Source organism: Wenyingzhuangia marina (assembly GCF_900130035.1).
GTDB lineage: Bacteria > Bacteroidota > Bacteroidia > Flavobacteriales > Flavobacteriaceae > Wenyingzhuangia > Wenyingzhuangia marina.
The window spans coordinates 470,642-497,080 of the sequence record NZ_FQXQ01000001.1; the positions used below are offsets into that span (position 1 = coordinate 470,642).

Here is a 26,439-nt window from a genome sequence, read left to right on the forward strand (position 1 = left end):
ATATGAATACAAGGGTAAAACTATCTACATTATGGATTGTGGTGATGATGAATATAATATTTGCTGATATTCTATCCATCATGATTGCTTTTACAGATAAAAATATTATTGATATTATAGATGAAGCAACCACAACCATGGCCATTGCAGCTATAATTACCAACATCCCTATACTAATGATTTATTTTTCTAGATTAGAAAATATTAAAACCAATAGAATATTAAACATTGTCTCTGCATTAATTACACTTATATATGTAATTGGCGGTGGTAGCTCTACTCCTCATTATATCATCTGTGCTTTTATAGAAGTAATGGTATTAATTACAATTATTTGGACAGCTTGGAAATGGAAACCGTCCAAATAATTATAACCTAGATTATTTTCCAAACAACCCTTTTAATATTTTTTTACCTGCCTCTTTGGCTTTTTCTCCTGCTGATTCTTGTTGTGTTCCAGTAGTATCTTTTTCAACCCCTAACAATTCATTAATCTTTTTAGAAGCCTCTTCTTTTACTTTATCTTTCACTTTTTCTTTTTGATTATCAACAACCTTCGCTGCCAAAGCACTCACAGCATCTTTCATACCAGGCAACACCGTTGGTTTAGTAACCGTTCCACCTACCTTAACAGACAAAGGAACCGTCGTGTTTTCTTGATCTGCACCACTTAACTTACTCACCAAACTTTGAGCTTCTGAACCTAAATACTTGGCTGGTAAATCAAATTTTAAATTATAATTAATTTCATTATCAAAACCATGGGTCCCACCAATAGTAACTGGAATTCCTTTTACTTTCATAGTAAACGGCTGTACATTTACTTTACTATCTTTAAACGTTACTTTGGTTTGTAAATCTTTTAAATCCATTTTATCAAAATCTAAGAAACTCATTTTACTTTCTGCCAAGCTCAAAAACTTATTCTTACTAGCATCTACTTTATCTACCTGTAAATTGGCAAAAGCATCACCTGTTAACCGAGATAAATCAGGCATAAAATCATTTCCTAAAACTCCTTTAACATCTAACTCGGTATCAAAACGACCATTAAACGCATTAATGATTGGAGCTATTTTTTGCAACATGCCCATACCATTAAAAGCACTTGCAATATCTAATTGCTTTAATTTCATTACAAAATCATATTGAGTAGTACTTGGTTTGGTATCTACAAAACCATCTAAAGCTATTCCACCTTGAAACATATTAGCCGTAGCATTTTTAAAAGTGATTTTCTGATCATTAATCAATGCTCCTCCTTTAAAGTTGGTCAATACAATATTATCATACATTACCTTTTTAGCATTTACTGTTGCGTTCACTTCCATGTTCTCTGGAATTTTAAACTGTTCGCTATTAATGGTATCTGTAGTTGCTACAACAGTAGTATCACTTTCATAAAAATCACCTACTTTAAAAAGGTTAGAAGTTGCCGATATATTTCCTTTTAAAGTTCCGTTTGAAAACGCATATCCATAAATATTATCTAAAGTTCCTTTTACTTGCACATCAGAATCTCCTGTAGTAATAGATGCTTCTTGTAAACTTACATTTTTGGTATTAAACAACATGGCTGCTTTTTTCACAAAAATTGGTTTAGGAGTGTAATCAGAACCTACTGTTACACCCTGCAATTCTACACTACCCTTGCTATCAATTTTATTGTACTGTTCTTTGTCTATGGCTTCCATATCAAAAGCTGTAGAAATATTGGCTTTTACCATTCCTTTTAAATCATACTCTAAAGGTGGAATTGGATACGCATTTTTTAAGTTTCCTAAATCTACTTGACCTTTTACGGCCGCTTTTACCGTTGGATTTGAAATTGGTTTGGTGACCAATGCGTTGGCCGTAAATACATCTTTGGCAATTTTAAATCCAAAGTTTTTTACCTCTACCTCTACATCATCCATAATTCCTGTAGTGTTGGTTACTTTAGCATCTACATTTATATTTTCTATACGGTTTGGTAAATCTGGATATTTTAAACTTGCGTTGTCTGTTTTTAAGACAATTTCCAAAGTAGGAATGGTATTTTCAGAATATTGTCCTTTTACTTTTCCGCTAAAATCTAACGCTCCTGTAGTCTCTACTTTAGGGAAATCAGCTGTGTAAGCATTCGGAATTAAAGACAATAAACTTTTAAATTCTGATTTGTCTGATTTAAACGTAAAATCTAAATCGTATGCTTCTTCTAACATTACAAAAACCCCATCAAAAGCCAAGTTTAAATCGTTGATTTGAGCCATGTTGTTTTTAAACGTCAACTTTAAATCGTTGGCATAATCAACATCTATTATTGCATCATAATTTAATTTTAAATCTTTTAAATAAGCAACATCATCCATCATAAAAGAAATGGCATCTGCTGTGGTGTGGGTATCTAAATCGACTTTGTTTTGCGATAAATCTCCGCTTCCTTTGTGATTAAAATTCACCACTTTTGCACTCATATTGCTCACCTCATCTAAATAATTTAGATTGATATTTTCCATGCTATATTCTTGAATAGCCAAAGAAAAAGGAGGCGATTCTTTAGTTTCCACCTTGATTTCTTCTGAAGGCAAAGCAATATCATAATTGGCAACACTATCTTTATTCACTTTTACATTAATATATGCATCTGCCAACTGAATGCTGTTGATTTGAGGTACATCCCCAAGTAAACTTTTTAAATTAATATTGATGTAGGTATGTCCCACAGCCGCTAAAGTATCTCCAGCAAATGGAGCTTTATTAATTACTGATAAGTTTTGTAAATCCACCGAAACATTTGGGAAACTCCTAATTAACGAAATGGATAAATCTTGAAAATCAACAGTGGCATTTACACTATTATTGATTTGTTCTTTGGCTATTTTGGTGATTTTTCCTTTAAATGCAAAAGGAATGATGAGCAGTAAAATAAAAACTAGCCCAATAAAAATGGCCAATCCTTTTAATATTTTTTTTAACATAATTATCTATTTTTTTTATAACTAAAGATACTCTAATCACACCTACAGGACAAATTAATATGATTGACCTTCATCAATTTTAACATTAATTGATATCAAAAAAAAGCCCTGCTATATAATATAGCAGGGCTTTGAATTATTTTATTATAGAAGTATTACACTTCTTGTAACACTACATTTTTAACATCTCCTTCAACCTCAACTTTAATTAAGTTGTGTTTGCTAAGACCTTTCATTCCTTTGTCCCAACCTTTACCACTTAAACCAGCAGCATTTTTTAATGCTGCAATATCCATTTTAGCTTCTTTTTGTAAAATGTCTAAAATTGCTTTTTCGTTATCGGTTAATTCTACTGCAATTTTCTTTTTCTCTGGTCTCATTTGAGGAAAGAACAATACTTCTTGAATAGATTGGTTGTTGGTTAAATACATGATTAAACGATCCATTCCAATTCCTAAACCAGACGTTGGTGGCATACCATACTCTAATGCACGTAAGAAATCTTCATCTATAAAGTTTGATGCTTCATCATCTCCTCTTTCTGCTAATTTTAATTGTGCTTCAAAACGCTCTCTTTGGTCAATAGGATCATTTAATTCAGAATAAGCATTGGCTACTTCTTTACCACAAATCATCAACTCAAAACGCTCTGTTAATTCAGGATTGTCTCTGTGTTCTTTACACAATGGAGACATTTCTTTAGGATAATCGGTAATAAATGTTGGCTGAATGTAATTTCCTTCACATTTCTCTCCAAACATTTCATCAATTAACTTTCCTTTCCCCATGGTGTCATCAACCTCAATTCCCATATCTTTAGCAGCAGCTCTTAACTCATCTTCATTTTTACCTGTAATATCAAAACCAGTAAAATGTTTGATAGAATCTGCCATGGTTACTCTTGCAAACGGTGCTTTAAAACTTACTTGGTGCTCACCAAAAACAATATCTGTAGTTCCGTTTACCGCCATTGCACAATGCTCTAGCAAGTTTTCGGTAAACGTCATCATCCAGTTGTAATCTTTATAAGCCACATAAATTTCCATGGCTGTAAACTCTGGGTTGTGAGTTCTATCCATTCCTTCGTTACGGAAGTTTTTAGAAAACTCGTACACTCCATCAAAACCACCCACGATTAAACGTTTTAAGTATAATTCATTTGCAATTCTCATATACAACGGAATGTCTAACGAATTGTGATGTGTAATAAATGGTCTTGCTGATGCACCTCCTGCAATAGGTTGTAAAACTGGTGTTTCTACTTCAAAATATCCTGCTTCGTTAAAGAAGTTACGCATGGCATTGAACAATTTTGTTCTTTTTACAAACACTTCTTTTACGTGTGGATTTACCACCAAATCTGCATAACGCTGACGGTAACGCAATTCTGGATCGTTAAACTCATCATAGGTTTTTCCTTCGGCATCCGTTTTTGGTAATGGCAAAGGTTTTAAAGCTTTACTTAACAATTTAAAATCGCGAACCATTACAGAAATTTCTCCAACTTGTGTTTTAAACAACTCTCCTTCAACTCCAATAAAGTCTCCTAAGTCTAATAATTTCTTAAAAACATCATTGTACAAAGTTTTGTCTTCTCCTGTACAAATTTCATCACGGTTAAAGTAAATCTGAATTCTTCCTTCTGCATCTTGTAACTCAGCAAACGAAGCTTTTCCCTGAATCTTCTTTCGCATTAAACGTCCAGCAATGACTACTTTTTTTCCTTCCTCGTAATTTTTCTTAATATCTTTTGAATAGATATCTACTGGAAATAAATCTGCAGGATAAGGGTTAATTCCTAAAGCTCTTAATTTGTCAAGCTTTTCTCTTCTTACAATTTCTTGTTCTGATAATTGCATGCTAGTACTTTTTAATATGTATAATGCGTTAATTCTTAGCTGGCAAAGATAAGTATTTAGTACCGAGTACTGAGTATTGACTCTTAAGAATTTGAGGTAGTGATCTTGAATTTCTCACAATCTCCTAAAAATAAACTACCTGCTATTATGTATAATCCATCAAAAAAACTAACTTTGTCGTGTTGTTGTAGAACTACGCAAGTAGTTTTAGGGTTTAATTACCAATGGAAAGCTTCCCTTTTACGGGTTGCTTTTTTTATTTACAGCAGTTTTTATTAAAAGAAAGCATCTTTGTTTTCTATTACTATTTTAATAAAATACACCAAGAATACAATACCTACTATTAGTTTAATTCCCGTAGAAAAAAAGAATCCGATTACAGAACCTATAGATGCTTTAATTGCCTTTTTCATGTTTTTATGATCGTGTATTAATTCTCCTACTAAAGCTCCTAAAAACAATCCTAGAATCATTCCAATAGGCGGAAAAAGCAAACCGATTATTAATCCAATAGCAGATCCCCAAATTCCATATTTACTTCCTCCGAACTTTTTAGCTCCTAAAGCCGGGATAATATAATCTGCGATGACCACCAAAATGGCCACAGCCAAAGTAATACCTATAAAAGTCCAATCGGTGATTACTTTAGAAGTTAAATTTAACAACAATATACCCAACCATCCTGTTGGTGGACCTGGAATAACGGGCAAAAAAGAACCAATGATACCACCAACCACCAGAAAAAAACCTAAAAACAACAATATATAATCCATAACAGCCTTTCTTTTAAAGCAATATACAGCAATCTTCTTAAAAAAATGTATTTTTGAACCAACTGAGAAGCTACACATGAACAAACTGATTGCCATTATTTTAGCATTGACTCTTTTCTCTTGCGAAAAGATTTGTTCGGTGACCTCTATTTTATGCAAAGGAAATACTAAAAAAGTAGAATATATAGATTTTACGCAAATAGATCAGTTTCCACAATTTAAAGACTGTGATGAGATGTTAAGTTTTGAAGAAAGTAAAACTTGCTTTGAACAAACAATCCACGATGAGATAAGTAATAAGATTCAGAATTTAAAATTAATAAGTAAAGAAACTATTACAGACACTTTACAAATTCAGTTTACCATAGACAAAAATGGTCAGTTTTTATGTAATAAAATTATTGCAAAAGATTCTCTAAATATCAAACTACCCAATTTGTCTTCAGAAATTCAGAAAATTATTCAGGCATTACCAGCTATTAATCCCGCTCAAAAAAGAGGAATTCCAGTAAGCTCTACTTACACCATTCCTTTGGTAATCAACACCAAGTAACTTTTTTCTTTTAAGACAACGTTTATCATTTTCGTGGTTCATAAATACGCAACCATTTGTAAAGTTTTACATCTATCATGTAGATTTTAAAAACAAAACTTTATGATTCGATTAATTTTTATGTTAACCCTCATTCACATTTTGTATTATTTAGATGTTTTTAACGCAACCTTTCACAAACTTAAACATCTAACTACTAATAACCCTAAATAAAAAAATTATGAAACTTATGAAACGTTTATTATTCATTTCAATTTTTGCACTTTTTTTAACATCTTGTTTAAAAGATGATGACAACCCTAATTATCATTTTGATACCATTCCAGTAGAATCTATAGAATTACCTGATTCTTTTGAACTAAATGAAGTTTACGACATCACTATTAACTACAATTTACCCGACAGTTCACATACTTTTTATCAGTTGTATTATGAATACAATGATAAAGAAAGAATTGTAGCCGTAATTACTTATGTAAATGAAGATGTAGCTGCAACAGGACCTGTAATTAACAAAGATCACACCTTTAGATTAACAGCTACCCAAGAAGATGAATATATCTTTAAAGTTTGGAAAGGTAAAGATGAAAACAATGAAGATATTTACGAAACCATTACAGTTCCAGTAGTAGATCCTAGTCAAAATTAAAACTATCTTAGTATAGTAATTTAATGTATGGATATTAAAAAACTCATTAAAGAATGTCAGCAAAACAAAACTCAATCGCAATCAAAGCTATATGAGTTGTTTGCTCCTAAACTTTATGCAGTTTGCTACAAATATTCACGCAATCAAGAAGAAGCTGAAGATACTTTACATGATGGATTTATTACTATTTTAAAAAAAATAGATCAATACCAACATAAAGGATCTTTTGAAGGCTGGATGAAAAGAATTGTAATTAACACCGCTCTTGAAAAATATAGAAAAGAAAAAGTTTTCCCTTTAATTTCTGAGGATATTAAAGATGAAGTAGAGGTTGAAATTGATGAAGAAAACACTAGTATTGATGAACTATTGGCTTGCATTCAAAAACTTCCAAACAGATACAGATTGGTTTTTAACCTTTATGTATTAGATGGATATTCTCATAAAGAAATTGCTAAAATGTTAGAAATTTCTGAAGGAACTTCAAAATCTAACTTGTCAAGAGCCAAAATGGTTTTAAAAAAATCATTAGAAAATAATCAGCAACAGAACTTGAATTCTATATAAATGAAAGAATCCAAAAACATAGAAAGATTATTTCAAGAAAAACTAAAGGATTTGGAAATGACTCCAAACCCTGCCGTTTGGAATAAAATTGAAAAATCTATGGCAACTCCAAAAAAATCTAAAAAAAGATTTATTTGGTGGTTCTCAGGTTCTGTTGCTGCATTATTACTCCTAGGTTTTTTGCTTTTTAATGATAACACTTATAAAACCAACGAAATAGCATCAAAAAAGAAAATTAAAACCTTAAAAAAGAATGATAGCACCTACACCAACAAAGACAATCTAGAAAAAGATTTGACCCCGATTATTACTAAAAATAATAAATCCGAAAAAGAAGAAAACACCAGAAACATTAACACTGTTGTTCCTAAAAAAAAGACCCCTGTTTATGTTGCTAACATAGATAAAAAAACAACAAACAAAAAGCTTAAAACCACCACTCCAAATAAAACCAATACACAACAAACCACTCCTGTAACTACAGATGATTTGGCAAAAAACATAAACCCTAACACCATCAAACAGGAAACAACATTAGATTCTTCAAAAAAACAAGATTTAGCAGTTGCGTTAAAAAACAAGACATCAAATATTAGAAGTCACAAAAAAAGCTGGAGTATTGCTCCTGTAGTTTCAGAGTTATTTTACAACTCACTATCAAATAAATCTCCTGTAGACAGTCGCTTAGACAATGCCACAAAAAGCGGAGAGAGCTCTACCTCTTTTGGATTAAAAATAGCTTATCAAGCTTCTAAAAAATGGAGAATACAAACAGGAATACATCAAATAAATTTAGCACAAACTACAGAAAATGTTGCCGTAGCAAGTATTAGCAAAAACTCTTCATTTGCAAATTCTAGTCAAGCTTTAAGAAGTCCAACAATTAGTAAAAATGATGAAATCACTTTAATTAACGCAACATCAAATAACGAGTTAAGACAAGAAGATAATAACAACAATCAACTAAGACAAAGTTTTGGATATATAGAAATTCCTGTTGAAATCAATTATCAATTGTTTGAGACTAACAAACTACAATTTCACTTAGTAGGAGGTGTAAGTAGCCTTTTCTTAACCACCAATAACTTACAAATTGAAAATCCAAATTATTCTTATTCAGATGGGGAAGCAACCAATTTAAATGATGTTAACTTTAGTTTTAATCTTGGAACTGCTGTAGAATATCATTTTTCTAACAGTTGGTTTTTTAACTTATCACCTATGTTAAAAATGCAAACACAAACTTTTAACAACACCAATAACAAACCTTATTTATTAGGAGTTTCTACAGGTCTTAACTATAAATTTTAGTCCGTCATTTTTTCTATAAAAAAAGGCAGTAACCTTTTTACGAATTTCTCGTAAGCCAAAGCTGACGGATGTAAACCGTCACTAGCCACCAACTCAGGATGCTCTAATCCTTGTTCTGTTATATCTGTAATATTCAAGAACGTAATTTCGTTATCTAAACAATAATCCTTGGCAAATTTATTGTAAACAGCTATTTCATCAGAGGCAGGGAAATTACTTCCATAAGGAGTATAGGTATAATCTGGAATAGACAATACTACTACATGATTCGCATTGTTATTTGCATAACTAATTGCTTTTGTAACCAACTCTGGAAATTCTCTTTCATAAACTTCAAAAGAAGCTCCCTGATATTGATTATTCACTCCAATTAACAGAGTAACAAAATTGTAATCTTCATCCACTTCTTGAGACTCTAAGGAGTTTATTAAACTAGTTGTTCTCCAACCTGTTTTGGCTACAATTTTTAAATCAATGGTTTTTATTTCAAAAAAATCATCAATCAGTTTTTGTTTTAATTGCTCAGGAAAGCTGCAAGTGTTACAAACACTTTGACCAATGGTATAACTATCTCCTAAAGCTAAAATTTTATAGTGACTATTTAAACCTAAACTATCACTTGTTACAACTTCCTCTACCGGGTCATAAACAACTTCATCTGTAATAGATTCACTGCTACACCCAATTACGCAAAACAAAATCCCTAAAAATAAAACCATTAACTTTCTCATACTTTACATACGATGAAAAATTAAAATGGTTTTATTAAGGTAAAGAAAAAGGCTAGTCAAAATTATTGACTAGCCTTTTTTATTGTTATTAAGAAACTATATATTAACTTTTTCTGTTAACTAATTTAGTTTGTCGTAAAGCTCCAAACTGGACCATTAGTCTTACCTCCTTTATCATCCATAACATCAACCTTCCAATAATATGTTGTTGCTGCTACCAATGTAGGTGTATCAACAAAAGTTGCTGCTTTAGCATCTTGTATTTTTTCAAGATTAGAAGCATCTGAACCAAAATAAACATCATAAGTTAAAAGTTCATCATTCGTATCTACATCTTTTCCATTCCACCTTAATCTATATGTTGACCCATCAACCATTGCTTCATCTTTTGGCGTAACAGCCTGTGCTACAAACGGTAAATAATTCGAAGTAGCAACTGCTTCCGTATAAAAACTATTTACTGATGAATATTCACTTGACTCATTGTTATTATCAATAGCCTTTACCCTCCAGTAATACGCAACTCCTTTACTAAGAGTTATTGCTTCACTTAAAGAAGAAGTAGACTCTGACTTCACAATACTAGTGCTCGTAAATTGATTGTCTTTTGCAACTTGTACCTGATAACTAATACCATCTCCTTCAGCATCAGTAGCCCTATTCCATTCAAAAGTTACTGTATTCCCAATGCACAATGTATTATCTGTTGGTGTTTTTAAAACAGGTACACTTGGTGCGGTGTTATCTGGCTCTTCAGGAATAATTTCTTCATTACCTCCACCTCCTCCACAAGAAGATAAAAGTAGACAACTTACAAAACTGAAATATATTATTTTTCTCATGATTATTTTTTTATGATTGTTAAAGTTAATGGGCTCTCTGCAGAAATTCTTGCCATATAAATACCCGGTGTTACTTTTTCAATATCTAGCTGCACTTTTTGGTTTTCAACAGGATAAACCCCTTCTAAAACTTGTTGCCCTTGTGCTGAATATAACTCAACAAACACCTCACTTTGTTTTGTTGGAACTGTTATTTCTGTTCCGTTAGTTGTTGGGTTTGGATAAGCAGAAACATAATCTGAAGGATTCCCTATATTCTCTATAAAAGTACCTTCACATGGCTTTGCAGTTTTAACCTCAACTATATCCCCTTGCTTTACAGACATTGTAAAGTTTTTAGAAGAAGTCTCAAGTTTAGAAACTCCATTAACATATACCTGATAAGGAGCCGTACCTTCCTTAATTTCCATAGCAAGTTCGTTAATAGAAACCTTAGACAAACCTAACAATCTTGTTGCTTCATCAATAGTTACTGTAAAACATTGTTCAAAGTTTTTCCCTTCTATAGTAATACAAACAGGATATGTACCTGGTGCCAAATCTGAAATTGTAAACTCATTGCCATTAAAACTATAATCAGTTTCGTTAATATTTACAACATAACTATGAGATTGAAGAGCATTTATCATCAACATTCCATTATCATGGTCTGCACAAGTTTCAGAAGATGTTCTAATAGTAAAATTATTATATGGTATTGATATTTCTGAAGCAGCTATAGAAACCTTTACTGGTGAACTATATGACATTCCATCAGTAACTCTATATGTAAAACTATCTGTTATGGCATTTGATGATCCATCATGAACATATGTAAATGTTCCATCAGCATTAAGCGTTAAAGTTCCATTAGTTACATCTGTAACCAATTCAGCTGTAAGATTATTTTTTTCAGGATCCGTATCATTTTCTAAAATACTACGAGCACCTCCAACCAAAGATGAAGTAGAACCTCCTTCGGCAACAGTAATTTCATCTGCCACTGCAGTAGGAGCTAGGTTTTCAGCTTTATTAACCTTAATATTATATTCTGGAACTCCTTCCATGTCATACCCTAAATAAAAACTAGGATGTGGTGGTTGATTATAATCATTATTTTGCCAAGCAATAGCTACTCTATATTGAGGATCATGCATTAAGGTTGGAATTCTATGCTCAGTAACATCTTCTGTGGTAAAAATCACTAAAGCTGTATTATTAAATTTTCTAAACATTACTTCTTCCCTCCAATCTCCAAAAAAATCTGCCGATAATGAAGCATTAGATTTACTTCCATTATTTGTTTCTACAGAAGCTTCGAGATACAATGTTTTTAACCTATCAACCCCCTGATTATTAGGATTCCATTTCTCAATCATCGTTCTATCTAATGTTTCACGCCCTAAGTCACCATCCCACCAAACAGCTGAATTAACACCACTGACATTTCCCGTTGGTTTATTGGTTCCTATTTCTCCATCTTGTACATTATAAAAAGTCCCTGAAGAAGACCACATTTCGAATCCTTTATGATTTGGATCTACATCAGCAGCCAAACCACGACCAACATCACCTGTTGTTTCAACTCCAAATATCGTCTCACCCGTAGCAGCATCTAAAAGTCTTATTCCTTGTCCGCCATAACAAGGCTCACATTCTAATGGCATCCATATTTCTTGTCCTGGGCGATCAGGATCCATATCTGACATATGTAAAGCATCTCCATGTCCATTACCATTAGCCCATAAAAGAGTACCATCATCATCAATAGCAGATGAACCATTAAATACTTCATCTTTTCCATCTCCATCAACATCCCCAATAGTCATTTGGTGATTTCCTTGTCCAGTAGCAGCGGAGTTTTCAGCACTACTAGTACTATCAAAAATCCAACGTAATGTAAGGTTTCCATCTCTCCAATCATAAGCAGCACGAACCAACTTTTCATAATATCCTCTACCGGTAACAATACTAGGTCTTTCTCCGTCTAAATATGCAACGGCCATTAACAAACGATCTTGACGGTTACCATAACCTTTTCCTCCTCTTGGTCTTCCCCAATCATCAGGCAAGCCTCTATTTGGTTCATAAGGCACACTTGCCATAGCCGCACCTGTAATACCATTGAAAATAGTTAACCAAGCTGGTCCAGACTGTACCCAACCTGACTCAAGTCGATAATCTGCATTTGGATCACCAATTACGTTTCCAACACCATCTACCGTTCCGTCAGCAGTTCTTAAAGCTACTTCTGCTTTTCCATCTCCATCAAAATCATATACCATAAACTGGTTCATATGAGGTCCTGAATTAACATTATTTCCAAGATTAATTCTCCACAACAATGTTCCATCCAATCTGTAACAATCAAATATTTGTTGACCATTAATCCCTCCTGAATTATGATTTAATAAGGTTGGATCCCATTTTAATACAATTTCATACTCACCATCACCATCCATATCTCCTATACTAGCATCATTTGCAGTATAAGTATAATCCCTCCCATTAGGATAATAATCACCTTCACTATATCCAGGTCCAGTTGTATTTCCTGGTGGAATTTGCAAAGGCACTACCAACTGGTTGTTTCCCCAAACAGATACTTCTTTAGAAGCTTCCCCTTCAACACCATCAACAACAGGTTTTATAGTATAGGTTCCATTTACTGTAGTATTATCTACAAAGTTTGTAGAATTTGTAATAGGGCTCGTATTAACTTTTGTCGATCCTCTATATACATTAAAAGCAATATTAGATGGGTCTAACCCCAATAGACGCCAACTTAAGAACACCTGACTACCAGACTTTCTTATAGCCACAAGTCCCCTATTTAAATACTCCATTTGTTTAGGAGCCGTAACTACCTCATTTGACATAGTGGTCTTAGAAAATTTTCTCCCCGCAGAACCGCCAACCGTCTCTTGAGCAAAAGCTCCTTGCTGTATCAGCATAAAAATTGTCAGTAATACAATTCTTTTTAAAATCATTTGCCCCAAGACAGAATGAATAAAATTAAATAATAGTTTTTTTCTCATCGGAATTATGTAATTGATTTAGATAAACTCTTTTATACAATAAAAAAATGTTTATTCAATTCAAAGTTAATAGACTCCTGCCTAAAAACCATCCTGTTGTTACCTGATGACTATCAACAAGTTATACTTCACTACGGTAAACTAAAAACAAACACAATGCATAAGACTAAAAAACAGACAGTTAATCAAAATTTAAGAATTGTACTTTTATCAAAAAAACATTAAAAAACCAACAATATAACTTAATATAGCCGCTGTTAATTGTTAATTCAAAAGAACTAAATCTTTCAATATAAATAAAGTCAATTTAAAATTTAAACTTTTTAAACAAATCCCAAAGCACTATACCAGTAGTTACAGAAATATTTAAAGAGTGCTTGGTTCCGTATTGAGGAATTTCAATGCAAAAATCAGAATAATTAATGACTTCTTGCTGCACCCCTTTTACCTCATTCCCCATCACAATGGCATATTTCTGATTAGGCAACACTGAAAAATCTTGAAGTTTTACACTATTTTCGGCCTGTTCAATGGCACAAACTTTTACGTTTTCTTTTTTTAATTTTTCAACTAAAGTTAAAGTATCCTCAACATATTCCCAATCCACAGAATCTGTTGCTCCCAAAGCCGTTTTATGAATTTCTTTGTTTGGAGGTGTGGCTGTAATTCCACATAAATAAATTTTTTCAATCACAAATGCATCACTGGTTCTAAATACAGAACCAATATTATTTAAACTTCTAATATTGTCTAAAACTACAATCAAGGGGGTTTTGTCTGTTGCCTTAAAAGCCTCTACATCTAACCTATTTAATTCCTTATTTTTTAGTTTACGCATTTGTATTTAATTTAAGAAGTATCAAAATTAGCGTATTTCTATCAAAACTGATGAAATTGTCAATAGAACCTTGATAACTTTTTGACTTATCTTTCCTCCTTTTCCTTAAAAAATTTAATTTCGCTAAGAATCTAAAAAAACAAACCAGTGGCTAAAACCAAAGCAAAAAAAGAAACTCCTTTAATGAAACAATACAATGGTATTAAGGCAAAGTATCCTGATGCGATGTTGTTGTTTAGAGTGGGAGATTTTTACGAAACTTTTGGTACAGATGCCATAAAAGCGGCTAAAGTTTTAAACATTACTTTAACCAAACGTGGTGCGGGTAGTGATTCTGAAACAGCTTTGGCAGGATTCCCACATCATTCTTTAAATACTTATTTACCTAAATTGGTAAAATCTGGATTACGTGTGGCTATTTGTGATCAGTTAGAAGATCCTAAAATGACCAAAACCATTGTAAAACGTGGTGTTACAGAATTGGTAACTCCTGGAGTTGCTTTAAATGATGAAGTACTACAATCTAAAAACAACAACTTTTTAGCTGCCGTACATTTTGGAAAGAAAAATTTAGGAGTTTCGTTTTTAGACATCTCAACTGGAGAGTTTTTAGCTGCTCAAGGAGATGCAGCTTATATAGATAAATTATTGCAAAACTTTTCACCAAGTGAAATTTTGGTAGAAAAGAAAAATAAGGTTTTGTTTAACGAAACTTTTGGAGAACGTTTCCACACTTTTTATTTAGATGATTGGGTTTTTCAAATAGAATTTGCCAAAGAAAGTTTGTTAAATCACTTTAAAGTAAATTCTTTAAAAGGATATGGAGTAGAAAATTTACCTGAAGGAATCATTTCATCTGGGGCTATTTTATATTATTTATCCGAAACGCAACACAATCAATTAACACATATTACCGCTATTCAACGTGTTCATGAAAATGAATATGTTTGGATGGACAGGTTTACGGTTCGTAACCTAGAACTGTATCATTCTACCAATGAAAATGCAATTACTTTACTAAGTACTATAGATCAAACCAACTCCCCAATGGGAAGTCGTTTGTTAAAACGATGGCTGGCTTTGCCTTTAAAAGAACCTAGCCAAATTATCAAAAGACATGAAGTAGTGAATTACTTTATGAATCATGATGATTTTTACAAAACGACTGAATATCAAATCAAACAAATTAGTGATATTGAGCGTTTGATTTCTAAAGTTGCTACAGGGAAAATAAACCCTAGAGAAGTAGTTTATTTAAAACAATCTTTAGATGCTATTATTCCCATTAAAAAAGCTGCCGAAGAGAGTGATAACATCACCTTAAAAGCCATTGGTGAACAATTGCAAGATTGTGCTTTATTAAGAGAAAAAATTGCTACTATTTTAGTAAGTGATGCTCCTGTAAGCATCAACAAAGGAAATGCAATTGCTTCTGGAGTATCAGAAGAATTAGACGACTTAAGAAATATTTCTAATTCAGGAAAAGAATACTTAGACAATCTTGTAAAAAGAGAAACTGAAAAAACAGGAATTTCTTCTTTAAAAATAGCCTTTAACAATGTTTTTGGATATTATATTGAAGTAAGAAACACTCATAAAGACAAAGTTCCCGAAGACTGGATTCGTAAGCAAACTTTGGTAAATGCAGAACGTTATATTACCGAAGAATTAAAAGAATACGAAACCAAAATTTTAGGTGCCGAAGAAAAAATTGCCTTATTAGAGCAACAAATTTTTAACCAATTAATTCAATTTTTAATTGATTATATACAACCTATTCAGCTAAACGCAAATTTAATTGCTCAACTAGATTGCTTGTGTGGTTTTGCTACTTTGGCTATGCAAAATAGTTACGTAAGACCCACCATTGATGAAAGCACCGAAATTGAAATCAAAAACGGTCGCCATCCTGTGATTGAAAAACAATTGGCTTTTGGTGAAGAATACATAGCCAACGACATCAATCTGAACAGAAATCAACAACAAATTATTATGATTACCGGACCTAACATGTCGGGTAAATCTGCCATTTTAAGACAAACTGCTTTGATTGTTTTATTAGCACAAATGGGTAGTTACGTACCTGCACAACAAGCAAGAATCGGGGTAGTTGATAAAATTTTCACCCGTGTTGGAGCCAGTGATAATATTTCTATGGGAGAATCTACTTTTATGGTAGAAATGAATGAAACCGCAAGTATTCTAAACAACGTATCAGAACGTAGTTTGATTTTATTAGATGAAATTGGTCGTGGAACCAGTACTTATGATGGAATTTCTATTGCTTGGGCCATTGCAGAATATTTACATGAACACCCAAGTCAGGCAAAAACCTTATTTGCTACACATTATCATGAATTGAATGATATGACCAGCACTTTTCCACGTGTTAAAAACTTTAACGTATCGGTAAAAGAGCTAAAAGATAAAGTAATCTTTTTACGCAAACTAACCGCCGGAGGAAGCGAACACAGTTTTGGTATACACGTAGCAAAATTAGCAGGAATGCCACAAGCCGTGATTCACAGAGCCAACAAAATGTTAACGCAGTTAGAAAAAAGTCACGGTTTAGAAAACAACAAAGCCAAAATTGAATCCGTAGGAAAAGAAGACGACTATCAGTTGAGCTTTTTTCAATTAGACGACCCTTTATTAGAAGGAATTAAGGATGAAATTTTAGCGACGAACATCGATAATCTTACTCCAGTAGAAGCGTTGATGAAATTAAATGAAATCAAAAGAATGTTAATGGGTAAATAAAATATGGATACAATTATAGAATACATTAACATTTCTGGTTCTTTTGTTTTTGCAGTTTCTGGTGCTTTAATTGCCATGAAAAAAAGATTAGATCCTTTTGGGGTTTTAATTGTTGCCTTTATTACAGCTGTAGGTGGTGGAACTCTTAGAGATATTTTAATAGATAGACAAGTCTTTTGGCTCTACAATACATCTATTATTTACACCGTACTGATTGGAGCAACCGTAGCAATGATTTTTAAATCTAAAATGAATTTTTTTACCAAACCCATCTTTTTTTATGATGCTTTGGGTCTTGGATTATTTTCCATTACAGGAGTTCAGATAGGATTAGAAGCAGGCTTAAGCTCTTCTATTTGTATCTTACTAGGAACTGTTACAGGTGTTTTTGGAGGAGTTATTAGAGATATTGTTGTGAACAGAATTCCAGTAGTATTTAAAAAAGAAATATATGCCACAGCTAGTATTTTAGGTGGATTTTTGTATTTAATTTTAATAAAGCTGAATGTACCAAATCCTTATTCACAAATTATCCCTATACTTTTTATCATTATTATACGTTTAACTGCTGTATTCTTCAATGTTTCACTACCATCAATTTATAAAAGACAATAATTTTCACTGCTATGAAAAAAATAAAATTGATAATACTTACGCTGCTAATTACTTTAACTGCTCACTCTAACAATGATCCTAGGATGTTTAAAAACCCATCATGGGTAAAAAAGACAACTTTTTCAGACAATTCCGATAAAGAAGTTGGTGGATTCAGATATCTATTATGTGACTCACAAGACAATATTGCAGAAGAAACTTATTACAGACATTATGCTATAAAAATTCTGAACACCGAAGGAATTCAAGAAATGTCTGATATCACAATTGTACATGACCCCTCCTATGAAAGATTAAAACTACACAGTGTTGTTATTATTAGAGAAGGGGAGGAAATTAATAAAATAACCGATTCTAAAATACAAACCCTTCAACGAGAAACAGATTCAGAAAGATCTTTATATGATGGTTCACTTTCAACAATTATAAACTTACACGATGTAAGAGTAGATGACATTATTGAGTATTCTTATTCAATTGTTGGAAACAATCCTGTTAACAAAGGACACTACAGTAATACTTTTTATATAGATTATACTTTTCCCGTTGAGAAGGTCAACTACAGAGTAATTACAGATAAAAAAAGAAAACTTATCTTCAAGACATACTTAAACTGTCCTAAACCAAACATTAAAAAAACTATTTATGGAACTGAATATAGTTTTACCAAAATAAAAGCTGAACAAATAACGTACGACAACAACGTACCTTACTGGTTTGAGGGGCAAAAAAAAGTATTATTTACAACTTTTTCAAACTGGGAAGAAGTCGTAAAATGGGCTATTCCTCTATTTGAATATGATAAAAATAAAAAATTAGATTTCCCAAGTATTCCTGAGAACAAAACAATTGAAGAAAAAATCGTTTATTTAGTTCAATTTATTCAAGACGAAATTAGATATCTAGGTTTTGAAGGTGGAATTAATGGCTTTAAACCTCACTCTCCTCAAAAAGTTTACAATCAAAGATATGGAGATTGTAAAGACAAGTCTCTTTTATTGGTAGCACTATTAAGACAAATTGATATTGAAGCATATCCTTTACTTCTCCACAGTGACAACAAACACATTACGGCAAACAAACCACCTTCTAATATTGTTTTTAACCATTGTGTTGTTAACTTCAAACTGAATGATAAAGATTACTTTATAGACCCAACCATCTCTAACCAAGGAGGTGACTTAAATAATATATCATTCCCAGATTACTGTTACGGCTTATTGGTAAAAAAAGGAGAAAAAGATTTAATCAAAATACCATCTCCGTTAAAGCCAACTGTAGATATTCAAGAAAAAATATACATAGATTCTATTGGTGGCAAATCAAGATTAGAAATCGTTTCAAAATACACTGGATCTAAAGCTGATTACATGAGAAGTTATTTTGACAACTATGCATTAGCAGACATTGAAAAAGAATACTTAGATTATTATAGTAACTTGTATAGCACTATTGAAAAACTTCAAAAAATAGAATTCATTGATACTACAAGAACCAGTGTCAATGAATTTATAGTAAAAGAAAAATACAATATTCCAGATTTTTGGTTAACTGTTGATAATGACTCTTTAAATATATATTGCGAAACATATCCTTTGGTCTTAGAGTCTTTAATAGACTATCCTAAGTCTTCAAAAAGAACAATGCCCTATTACATTAGCAGCCCTTATATTTACTCTCAAACATCTACATTATTCCTTCCTGAAATATGGAATGCAGAAAACTCATACACTGAAATTAAAAATAATATTTTTACTTATAAAAACACCGTAAAATCTCTTTTCAAAACTATTGAAGTTAAACATGAATATGAGGTACTGCAAGAATATATAGAAAAAGAAGAGGTAAATAATTTTTTGAAAAAAAATAGTGAAATTAACACTAATTTCAACTATCAACTTACATACAATCCTCACGAAAATGAATTTAAAATCAGCTGGTTAACTATTTTATTATCTTTAATATCAATTGTTTTTTCCGTAATCTTTTTATTAAAAATTCACAAAAAATTTAATCCGAAACCTATTGAAAATGCTTCAAATTCAAAAATTGGAGGGTGGATGATTTTACCTATCATTGGAATATCAATAACTCCAATAATACTAATTATTGACTTTATAGAACAAGGCTTTTTTAATGCTAATACCTGGAATTCTTTATTAGAATTTAAAAGTAAAAACACCTTTTCTTTAATTACACTTGTAGCATCCGAAATCATATACAATTGTTGTTTCTTTTGTTTTTCTATATTGGTAATCATACATTTGTATACTAAAAGATCTAGCGTTCCTGTTCTGATCTGTTTATTATATACATTATCTTTATTAGTTCCTATTCTTGATTCTTACTTGGCTAGCATATTAATAGACGATCAAACATTTGAACTATTTTCAAAAGAAACTATTATTAAGTTAATATCAATGTTGATTTGGATCCCATATTTCTTTTTATCTGAAAATTCACAAAATACATTTACAAAAATTTATAAAACTGCAAATGGTTAATAATTTAGAACAAGGCTATTTTGGTATTGGTATTTACAACGGAAAAACTCCTGAAAATTTAGGAGTTCTTTGGAGGTCTGCTCAAAACATGGGAGCTAGTTTTATTTACACCATTGGAAATCGATACGCTAAGCAAGCCTGTGACACTCATAAAGCCGTAGGAGCAATGCCCTATTTCCACTATGATAATTTTGAAGAGTTCTATAAACACCTACCTAAAAGCGCTGTATTGGTTGGCGTTGAATTAGATGACAAAGCAATGCCTTTAGAAACTTTTCAACATCCAAAAAGATGTGTATATTTATTAGGAGCAGAAGATCATGGTTTGTCAAATGAAGCTATTGAGAAATCTCACTTTTTAGTAAAATTTAAATCTACCCTAAGTTTAAACGTTGCTGTTGCAGGCAGCATTATTATGTATGATAGAGGTGCTAAAACACCTATAAACTTATAACTAAATGAATTCTATTCTCCGTTTTATTAGGGCTAAACAAATACTACTTTTAATTGCCATCGGGATTGTTAGTATTATTTTATGGAACACCTATCAGTTTTTTAAGGAATTCCAAAGACAAGAAATTGTTAAAATGGAAATTTTAGCAGATGCTTATTTTCAATTTAACAAAGCAAAACCAGAGGATGATATTAGCCTATTGGTAAAAATTATAGAGAACAACACCTCTATTCCGATGATTGTAACAGATGATCAAAAGAACATTCTTTTAGATCAAAACATCTATTACAAAACAGAGGAAAAAAATCAAGTTTTAAGAGAAAAACTGAAGGAGATGAAAGGTTTACATCTTCCTATAGAAATAAACATATCGGAGACTAAAAGTCAATACATTTACTACTCACATTCAGAAATACTAAATAAACTTAGGTTTTACCCATTGGCATTAATCCTTATTTTTATTGTGTTTTTATTTATTATTTATGCAGTTTTTAACGCTTCTTCCATTTCAGAAAAAAACAAATTATGGAGTGGTATGGCTAAGGAAACTGCTCATCAAATAGGAACTCCTTTGTCTTCTTTATTAGGCTGGGTAGAAATTTTACGAACAGAGAATGTTAACCCTAGCTACATTAACGAAATTGAAAAAGATATAGAACATCTAAACATTATTGCCAATCGTTTTTCTAAAATAGGATCAAAACCAATACTTGAGCTCCACAACCCATCAGAGATTATTGAAAAAACCATTGAATATTTTAAAATAAGAACTTCAAAAAGCATTGTGTTTAACTACAACAAACCCTTTGACGAAGTTAAAATAATGCTGAACAAAGATCTATTTGGGTGGGTTCTTGAAAACATTATAAAAAATGCTATTGATGCCATGCAGGGCAAAGGGAATATTGATATCCAACTAATCAATATTAATTCCGGAATTCAAATATTAATTACAGATACTGGTAAAGGAATTCCTAAAAACCTTCATAAAAAAATATTTGAACCTGGTTTTACTACAAAAACTAGAGGCTGGGGACTAGGACTTTCTTTAACAAAAAGAATTATTAACAAATACCACAATGGAAAAGTATTTGTAAAGCAGTCTCAGAAGCATACAGGAAGCACTTTTCAAATTAACATTCCAAAATAACTATTCAAGATTAAACAACTTATATAAACTATCTACAATCATCAGCTCAGTATCCACACAAGGTTCTTTTAAGTCTTTCAACAATCGTCTTAACTCTTTTTTTGAAAAATTTTTCTTCTTATCATTTAAAAAAGAAATTCCATATGTAGCTACTTTAAAAACATTTTGATATTGCTTTTTTAAACTCATCAAATTTGGATTCACCTCTAAATTAGAAAAATTTGCAAATCCTAATTGCCAAGATTTAAACTCCTTTATAATTTTGTTTTTATACCCCTCTGTTGGATTCTTTAAATAATCTTGAACCAAACAATTAAAGTAAACAGCCTTGCTAGCATCAGCTACACAAGCATCTGCAAACAGCATGAAAGGAGAAAAGGTTTTGTATTCTATTCCATCTTTATTTCTTGCATAAATCTTTAAAGGCTCACTTAAATCAGCCAACAGCTTTATTGATGTTATAGATTCACTCTTAGCAATATTTCTTAAAATAACATCTCTGTTTTTAATATGTGTCAATCCTAAATCTTCTAAGCCAACACTAATCTCTGAAAGTCTTTTTAACATAAAATCAACATCATTCACTTCTTTTGAAGACCATAACCTTTCAGCAATAGCGGCTGTTCTTGGCCATATTCTAGAATCTATAGTTGCTGGCGTTACCAATTCTGCCCACATAGTTGCCTCGCCACCTAAAATTCTAGCTCTTTCTTCAGGTGTTAAGACAGCTTTTCCAATGGGTTTAGTTTGATAATGTTTTACCACAGACTCCATTCTATCTATGTAAAAACCTGTAGACAAAACCGTTTGATACCCTGCTTTTGCTGCTTTAATTAATGCTCCTCCTTTTGGCAATCCTTCATTTACACCTCTCCAAGAATGAATCAAAGCAGATTTTGGTATTTGTGGAGTTAAAATCTCATCCCAACCCATTAACTTTTTACCATATTTTTCTAATATTTTTTCTAAACGTATATTAAAATAAGTTTGTAAATCGTGATTGGTTTTTAAATGATTTAACTTTTTAAAAGTTTGGATTTTTTGATTTTCATCCCAATGCTTTCCTTCATTTTCATCTCCACCAATATGAAAATAAACATCTTTAAATAATGGAGCAACTTCACTAATTAAAGTATCTAAAAAAACATAAGTTTGTTCATTTGTAGGATCTAAAGTAGGATCAAAAACTCCTGAAAATCTTTCAATCCTATAATCTTGTTTTTTACTTCCAATTTCAGGATAAGCAGCTAAAATTGAAGAAGCATGGCCAGGCACATCAATTTCTGGCAATACACGAATTCCTAAATCAGAAGCATATTGCACTACTTCTTTAATTTGCTCCTGTGTGTAATACAATCCATCAGAACCTAATTCATTTAATTTTGGTAATTTTTTAGATTCAATTCTAAATCCCTGATCATCGGTTAAATGCCAGTGAAAAACATTCATTTTCACCGCTGCCATAGCTCTTAAATTTCTTTTTAAGACCTCAACGGGCTGAAAATGACGAGCAGTATCAATCAATAAACCCCTCCATTTAAATCTTGGACTATCTTTAATCTCTACCGTAGGGAAATAAAAATACTCATTGTTAAAACTTAACAATTGTATTAAAGTTTCCAATCCATATGAGGCACCAACATCTGTTATAGCATGTATGATTATTTGATCTTCTTTTACCTCTAAAGAATAAGACTCATCATTAGATAACTCCAAATTAGAAATCTTATCAAAATTAACATGCAATTGCGCATCGTTATTATTCACTTCTGCAAAACCTTGCTCTATAAAAACACCCGATTTATTGGTAATTCTTCTAATAAAATTTGTGGTTGACTTTAAGATAATTCCTCTATCACTATTTACAGAAACTTTAAAGTTTTTATCAATAATAAATTTCTGATGTGTTACTTGAATATGTTTAGGCCAAGGCATTAATTTTAAATCTGATCGTTTTTGACTATAACCAGTCAAAAAAACCAAACAAAAAACAATTAATAATATTTTTTTCATCTTAAGTTCTTAATTATCTAATTAAAAATATATTTAACAACTTATCTGACTATTTTTTTTTCGATAAAGAACACCTAAACATGTATAAAAAACAAACCCCTTCTTGATTTTTATCTCAAGAAGGGGTTTATTTTTATATTTAAGTAATTTATTACAAATAACTTGCAATTTTCTTAGCCAAAGTTTTGAATTCTGACTCCGTTAATTTTTCTTTTTTTCCAAAAGTAGCATCAGCCATTTGGTTTAACGGAATTAAATGTACATGTACGTGTGGTACTTCTAAACCAATAACAGACATTCCTACCCTTTTACAAGGCACTGCTTTTTCTATGGCAGCCGCAATGGTTTTTGAATATTGAAACAATTTGGTATACAATTCATCCTCTAGATCAAAAACTTTGTCTACTTCTTTTTTAGGCACTACCAGTGTATGTCCTGCCGCATTAGGATTGATATCTAAAAAAACAAAAAAATCGTCGTTTTCTGCAATCTTATAACTTGGGATTTCTTCTTTAATTATTTTGGTAAAAATGCTCATTTTTAATAGTTAATTGTAAATAATTAATGACCAACTAAAACTCATTACTTTGTACTAGAAAAACTTATCTAGAAATCTCAACAATTTCAAATTTCATCACCCCGTTTGGAGCTTGAATTTCTGCAATTTCTCCTTGTTTATGCCCCAATAATCCTTTTCCTATTGGAGAATTTACAGACAGTTTTCCTTGCCTGATATCTGTTTCCGAATCAGCTACCAAAGTATAATTAAATTCCATTCCATTGGCTATGTTTTTTAATTTAACCTTAGAGTGGATTAATATTTTAGAAGTATCAATTTGTGACTCATCTAAAATACGAGCATTGGCTACAACATTTTTTAATTTTGCTATTTTTAGTTCTAATAAAGATTGTTCCTCCTTTGCAGCATGATATTCTGCATTTTCACTCAAATCTCCCTTATCTCTAGCTTCCGCAATTTCATTAGAAACTCTAGGGCGTTCTGTTTGCTCTAAAAACTCTAATTCTTGTTTTAATTTCTTAAATCCTTCTTCAGAATAGTATGATACTTCACTCATCGTCTTTATATTTTAACAAAAAAATCTCATTACCATTTGGAAATGAGACATACACAAATATATGGAATTAATTGGAAGCTAAAAAATTGCTGTATCTTTACTACATAATTATTTTAAAGATGATGTGCTCAGTTAAAAAAGCAGTTTTATTTGGTTTTTTTCTAATACTCGCCTCTTGTATTAAACAAGAAGACATTACTACATTTGTACCGGAAGACACTAGAGTAGATATTACTATTCCTCCTGCCTTTATACCTCAAGACGGAACTTTTTATGTAACAAACGGGCAAGGTTATAATGCTAATGGCATAGTCCTTTTTAATTATGGTAGAGGAAATTTTAGAGCTTTTGACCTTACTTGCCCTACAGAGTGTCTTGAAGCCATGAGTATTGACAATAGCGGAATTATGGCATGCAACACTTGTGAAAACAAAAAAATTAGTTTTACACAATATCAAATTACAATTAAAGAAAATGGAACAACCTACGGTTTAAGAGAATACTCTACAAAACTTGAAGGTGGGGTGGTGAGAATCACCAATTTTTAAACAGAATTTCCTTCATTATTCGTACTTTTGCCACCAAATATTATTTCATGGAAAATTATTTTTCTTCTGACTTTAAATTAGGAGTTCTTGGCGGAGGTCAATTAGGACGTATGCTTTTAGCAGAAACTCAAAAATTTGATGTTCATACCTGTATTTTAGACAGCTCTAAAGACGCTCCTTGCGCACCTTACTGTAACGAGTTTTTTATTGGTAACCTACTAGATTACAACGATGTGTATCGTTTCGGTAAAAAAGTAGATGTATTAACCATAGAAATAGAACACGTAAACATTCAAGCCTTATACAAACTTGAAGAAGAAGGGGTTAAAGTTTATCCGCAACCAAGCGTGATTGAGACCATTCAACACAAAGGAAAGCAAAAGGACTTTTACAAAGAAAAAAACATTCCTACTTCTCCTCATCAGCGTTTTGATTCTTTAGCAGAATTAAAAGCAGCTAACTTGACTGAATTTCCATTTGTATGGAAATCTGCTCAATTTGGATATGACGGAATGGGGGTTAAAATAGTTCGTTCAGTTGATGACATCAACAATTTACCAGATACAGAATGTATTACCGAAGATCTAATTCCTTTTAAAAATGAATTAGCGGTTATTGTTGCCAGAAATGCAGATGGAAAAGTTAAAACGTATCCTGTGGTAGAAATGGAATTTCATCCAGAAGCCAACCAAGTAGAATATGTTATTTGCCCTGCTCGTATTAGCGATGAAGTAGCCGCTAAAGCACGTAGAGTTGCTATGGATGTTGCCAATGCTTTTAAACACGTAGGCTTATTAGCCGTGGAAATGTTTCAAACAGAAAATGATGACATCATTATTAACGAAGTAGCTCCAAGAACTCACAACAGTGGACATTATAGTATTGAAGCATCACACACCAGTCAATTTGAACAACATTTACGTACCATCTTAAATTTGCCCCTAGGAAACACAGACAGTAAATTAGCCGGAATTATGGTTAACTTGGTAGGTGCTGAAGGTTACGAAGGAAATGTAGTATATGAAAACATTACCGATATTTTAAAAATAGACGGTGTTACACCTCATATTTATGGAAAAAAAATAACCAAACCTTTCCGTAAAATGGGACATGTAACCATTGTAAACAAAGACATCAATATTGCTCGTAAAACAGCAGAATTGGTTAAAAACACTGTAAAAGTAATATCAAAATAAGTAATAAAAGTTAGAAAGTTAAA

The 26,439-nt window shown here is 31.8% G+C and carries 22 protein-coding genes; 12 read left to right on the forward strand and 10 right to left on the reverse strand.

Annotated features, from left to right (window positions below):
• The first annotated feature begins 2 nt into the window (after nucleotides 1–2).
• Nucleotides 3–368: a DUF6326 family protein gene (locus BUB70_RS02055; protein ID WP_143155219.1), complete on the forward strand. Its 366-nt coding sequence runs from the start codon at nucleotides 3–5 to the stop codon at nucleotides 366–368.
• Between the two features lie 12 nt (nucleotides 369–380).
• On the opposite strand, the gene BUB70_RS02060 is transcribed toward BUB70_RS02055, so the two are convergent.
• From BUB70_RS02060 to BUB70_RS02070, 3 genes are all read right to left on the reverse strand, one after another.
• On the reverse strand, nucleotides 381–2,960 hold the full coding sequence (locus tag BUB70_RS02060) for an AsmA family protein (RefSeq protein WP_073118023.1): 2,580 nt from the start codon (nucleotides 2,958–2,960) through the stop codon (nucleotides 381–383).
• Nucleotides 2,961–3,115: 155 nt separating this feature from the next.
• A complete protein-coding gene (lysS, locus tag BUB70_RS02065; protein ID WP_073118024.1) occupies nucleotides 3,116–4,819 on the reverse strand; it encodes a lysine--tRNA ligase in 1,704 nt (567 codons plus the stop codon).
• 275 nt (nucleotides 4,820–5,094) lie between these two features.
• Entirely contained in the window at nucleotides 5,095–5,592 is a 498-nt protein-coding gene (locus BUB70_RS02070; RefSeq protein WP_073118575.1) for a DUF456 domain-containing protein, read from the reverse strand.
• 76 nt (nucleotides 5,593–5,668) lie between these two features.
• On the opposite strand from BUB70_RS02070, the gene BUB70_RS02075 reads away from it, so the two are divergent.
• The 4 genes from BUB70_RS02075 to BUB70_RS02090 all read left to right on the forward strand — a co-directional run bounded on the left by BUB70_RS02075 (nucleotide 5,669) and on the right by BUB70_RS02090 (nucleotide 8,672).
• The gene (locus BUB70_RS02075; protein WP_073118025.1) at nucleotides 5,669–6,145 is read left to right on the forward strand and encodes a hypothetical protein; all 477 of its coding nucleotides are present in this window, start codon (nucleotides 5,669–5,671) and stop codon (nucleotides 6,143–6,145) included.
• 229 nt (nucleotides 6,146–6,374) lie between these two features.
• Complete coding sequence (locus BUB70_RS02080; RefSeq protein ID WP_073118577.1) at nucleotides 6,375–6,794, forward strand: hypothetical protein; 420 nt, start codon at nucleotides 6,375–6,377, stop codon at nucleotides 6,792–6,794.
• Between the two features lie 27 nt (nucleotides 6,795–6,821).
• Nucleotides 6,822–7,361 (forward strand): RNA polymerase sigma factor, encoded by a 540-nt coding sequence (locus tag BUB70_RS02085; RefSeq protein WP_073118026.1) that lies wholly within the window; start codon nucleotides 6,822–6,824, stop codon nucleotides 7,359–7,361.
• Complete coding sequence (locus BUB70_RS02090; protein WP_073118027.1) at nucleotides 7,362–8,672, forward strand: porin family protein; 1,311 nt, start codon at nucleotides 7,362–7,364, stop codon at nucleotides 8,670–8,672.
• Here the strand turns inward: BUB70_RS02090 and BUB70_RS02095 are convergent.
• The 4 genes from BUB70_RS02095 to BUB70_RS02110 form a co-directional block, all read right to left on the reverse strand.
• Entirely contained in the window at nucleotides 8,669–9,403 is a 735-nt protein-coding gene (locus tag BUB70_RS02095; protein ID WP_073118028.1) for an SGNH/GDSL hydrolase family protein, read from the reverse strand. The two genes, BUB70_RS02090 and BUB70_RS02095, sit on opposite strands and share 4 nt — an antisense overlap.
• A 125-nt stretch (nucleotides 9,404–9,528) precedes the next feature.
• On the reverse strand, nucleotides 9,529–10,245 hold the full coding sequence (locus BUB70_RS02100) for a glycoside hydrolase family 78 protein (RefSeq protein ID WP_073118029.1): 717 nt from the start codon (nucleotides 10,243–10,245) through the stop codon (nucleotides 9,529–9,531).
• 2 nt (nucleotides 10,246–10,247) lie between these two features.
• Nucleotides 10,248–13,262 (reverse strand): rhamnogalacturonan lyase family protein, encoded by a 3,015-nt coding sequence (locus BUB70_RS02105; RefSeq protein WP_073118030.1) that lies wholly within the window; start codon nucleotides 13,260–13,262, stop codon nucleotides 10,248–10,250.
• 307 nt (nucleotides 13,263–13,569) lie between these two features.
• Nucleotides 13,570–14,100, reverse strand: coding sequence for an RNA methyltransferase (locus tag BUB70_RS02110; RefSeq protein WP_073118031.1), 531 nt, complete (start codon nucleotides 14,098–14,100; stop codon nucleotides 13,570–13,572).
• A gap of 183 nt (nucleotides 14,101–14,283) precedes the next feature.
• Here BUB70_RS02110 and mutS point away from each other — a divergent pair, with 183 nt between their 5' ends.
• Genes mutS through BUB70_RS02135 form a run of 5 tightly spaced genes read left to right on the forward strand, consistent with a single transcriptional unit; the run spans nucleotide 14,284 to nucleotide 21,583 of the window.
• Nucleotides 14,284–16,860 (forward strand): DNA mismatch repair protein MutS, encoded by a 2,577-nt coding sequence (gene mutS, locus BUB70_RS02115; RefSeq protein WP_188351940.1) that lies wholly within the window; start codon nucleotides 14,284–14,286, stop codon nucleotides 16,858–16,860.
• A 3-nt stretch (nucleotides 16,861–16,863) separates the two neighbouring features.
• Nucleotides 16,864–17,475 carry a trimeric intracellular cation channel family protein gene (locus BUB70_RS02120; RefSeq protein ID WP_073118033.1) on the forward strand — a complete coding sequence of 204 codons (612 nt, stop codon included), beginning with the start codon at nucleotides 16,864–16,866 and terminating at the stop codon, nucleotides 17,473–17,475.
• An 11-nt stretch (nucleotides 17,476–17,486) separates the two neighbouring features.
• On the forward strand, nucleotides 17,487–19,979 hold the full coding sequence (locus BUB70_RS02125; RefSeq protein WP_073118034.1) for a DUF3857 domain-containing protein: 2,493 nt from the start codon (nucleotides 17,487–17,489) through the stop codon (nucleotides 19,977–19,979).
• Nucleotides 19,972–20,433 (forward strand): RNA methyltransferase, encoded by a 462-nt coding sequence (locus tag BUB70_RS02130; protein ID WP_073118035.1) that lies wholly within the window; start codon nucleotides 19,972–19,974, stop codon nucleotides 20,431–20,433. Before BUB70_RS02125 ends, BUB70_RS02130 begins: the two co-directional genes overlap by 8 nt.
• A 4-nt stretch (nucleotides 20,434–20,437) precedes the next feature.
• Nucleotides 20,438–21,583, forward strand: a complete 1,146-nt coding sequence (locus tag BUB70_RS02135; protein WP_073118036.1) for a sensor histidine kinase — start codon at nucleotides 20,438–20,440, stop codon at nucleotides 21,581–21,583.
• Here the strand turns inward: BUB70_RS02135 and BUB70_RS02140 are convergent, their stop codons facing one another.
• The 3 genes from BUB70_RS02140 to greA form a co-directional block, all read right to left on the reverse strand.
• Entirely contained in the window at nucleotides 21,584–23,596 is a 2,013-nt protein-coding gene (locus tag BUB70_RS02140) for a beta-N-acetylhexosaminidase (protein ID WP_073118037.1), read from the reverse strand.
• A 151-nt stretch (nucleotides 23,597–23,747) separates the two neighbouring features.
• Nucleotides 23,748–24,134, reverse strand: coding sequence for an HIT family protein (locus BUB70_RS02145; protein ID WP_073118038.1), 387 nt, complete (start codon nucleotides 24,132–24,134; stop codon nucleotides 23,748–23,750).
• 64 nt (nucleotides 24,135–24,198) lie between these two features.
• The gene (gene greA, locus BUB70_RS02150) at nucleotides 24,199–24,672 is read right to left on the reverse strand and encodes a transcription elongation factor GreA (RefSeq protein WP_073118039.1); all 474 of its coding nucleotides are present in this window, start codon (nucleotides 24,670–24,672) and stop codon (nucleotides 24,199–24,201) included.
• A gap of 122 nt (nucleotides 24,673–24,794) precedes the next feature.
• Here greA and BUB70_RS02155 point away from each other — a divergent pair, with 122 nt between their 5' ends.
• Nucleotides 24,795–25,220 (forward strand): hypothetical protein, encoded by a 426-nt coding sequence (locus tag BUB70_RS02155; RefSeq protein WP_143155220.1) that lies wholly within the window; start codon nucleotides 24,795–24,797, stop codon nucleotides 25,218–25,220.
• Nucleotides 25,221–25,267: 47 nt separating this feature from the next.
• The gene (locus BUB70_RS02160; RefSeq protein ID WP_073118041.1) at nucleotides 25,268–26,416 is read left to right on the forward strand and encodes a 5-(carboxyamino)imidazole ribonucleotide synthase; all 1,149 of its coding nucleotides are present in this window, start codon (nucleotides 25,268–25,270) and stop codon (nucleotides 26,414–26,416) included.
• Nucleotides 26,417–26,439 lie beyond the last annotated feature (23 nt).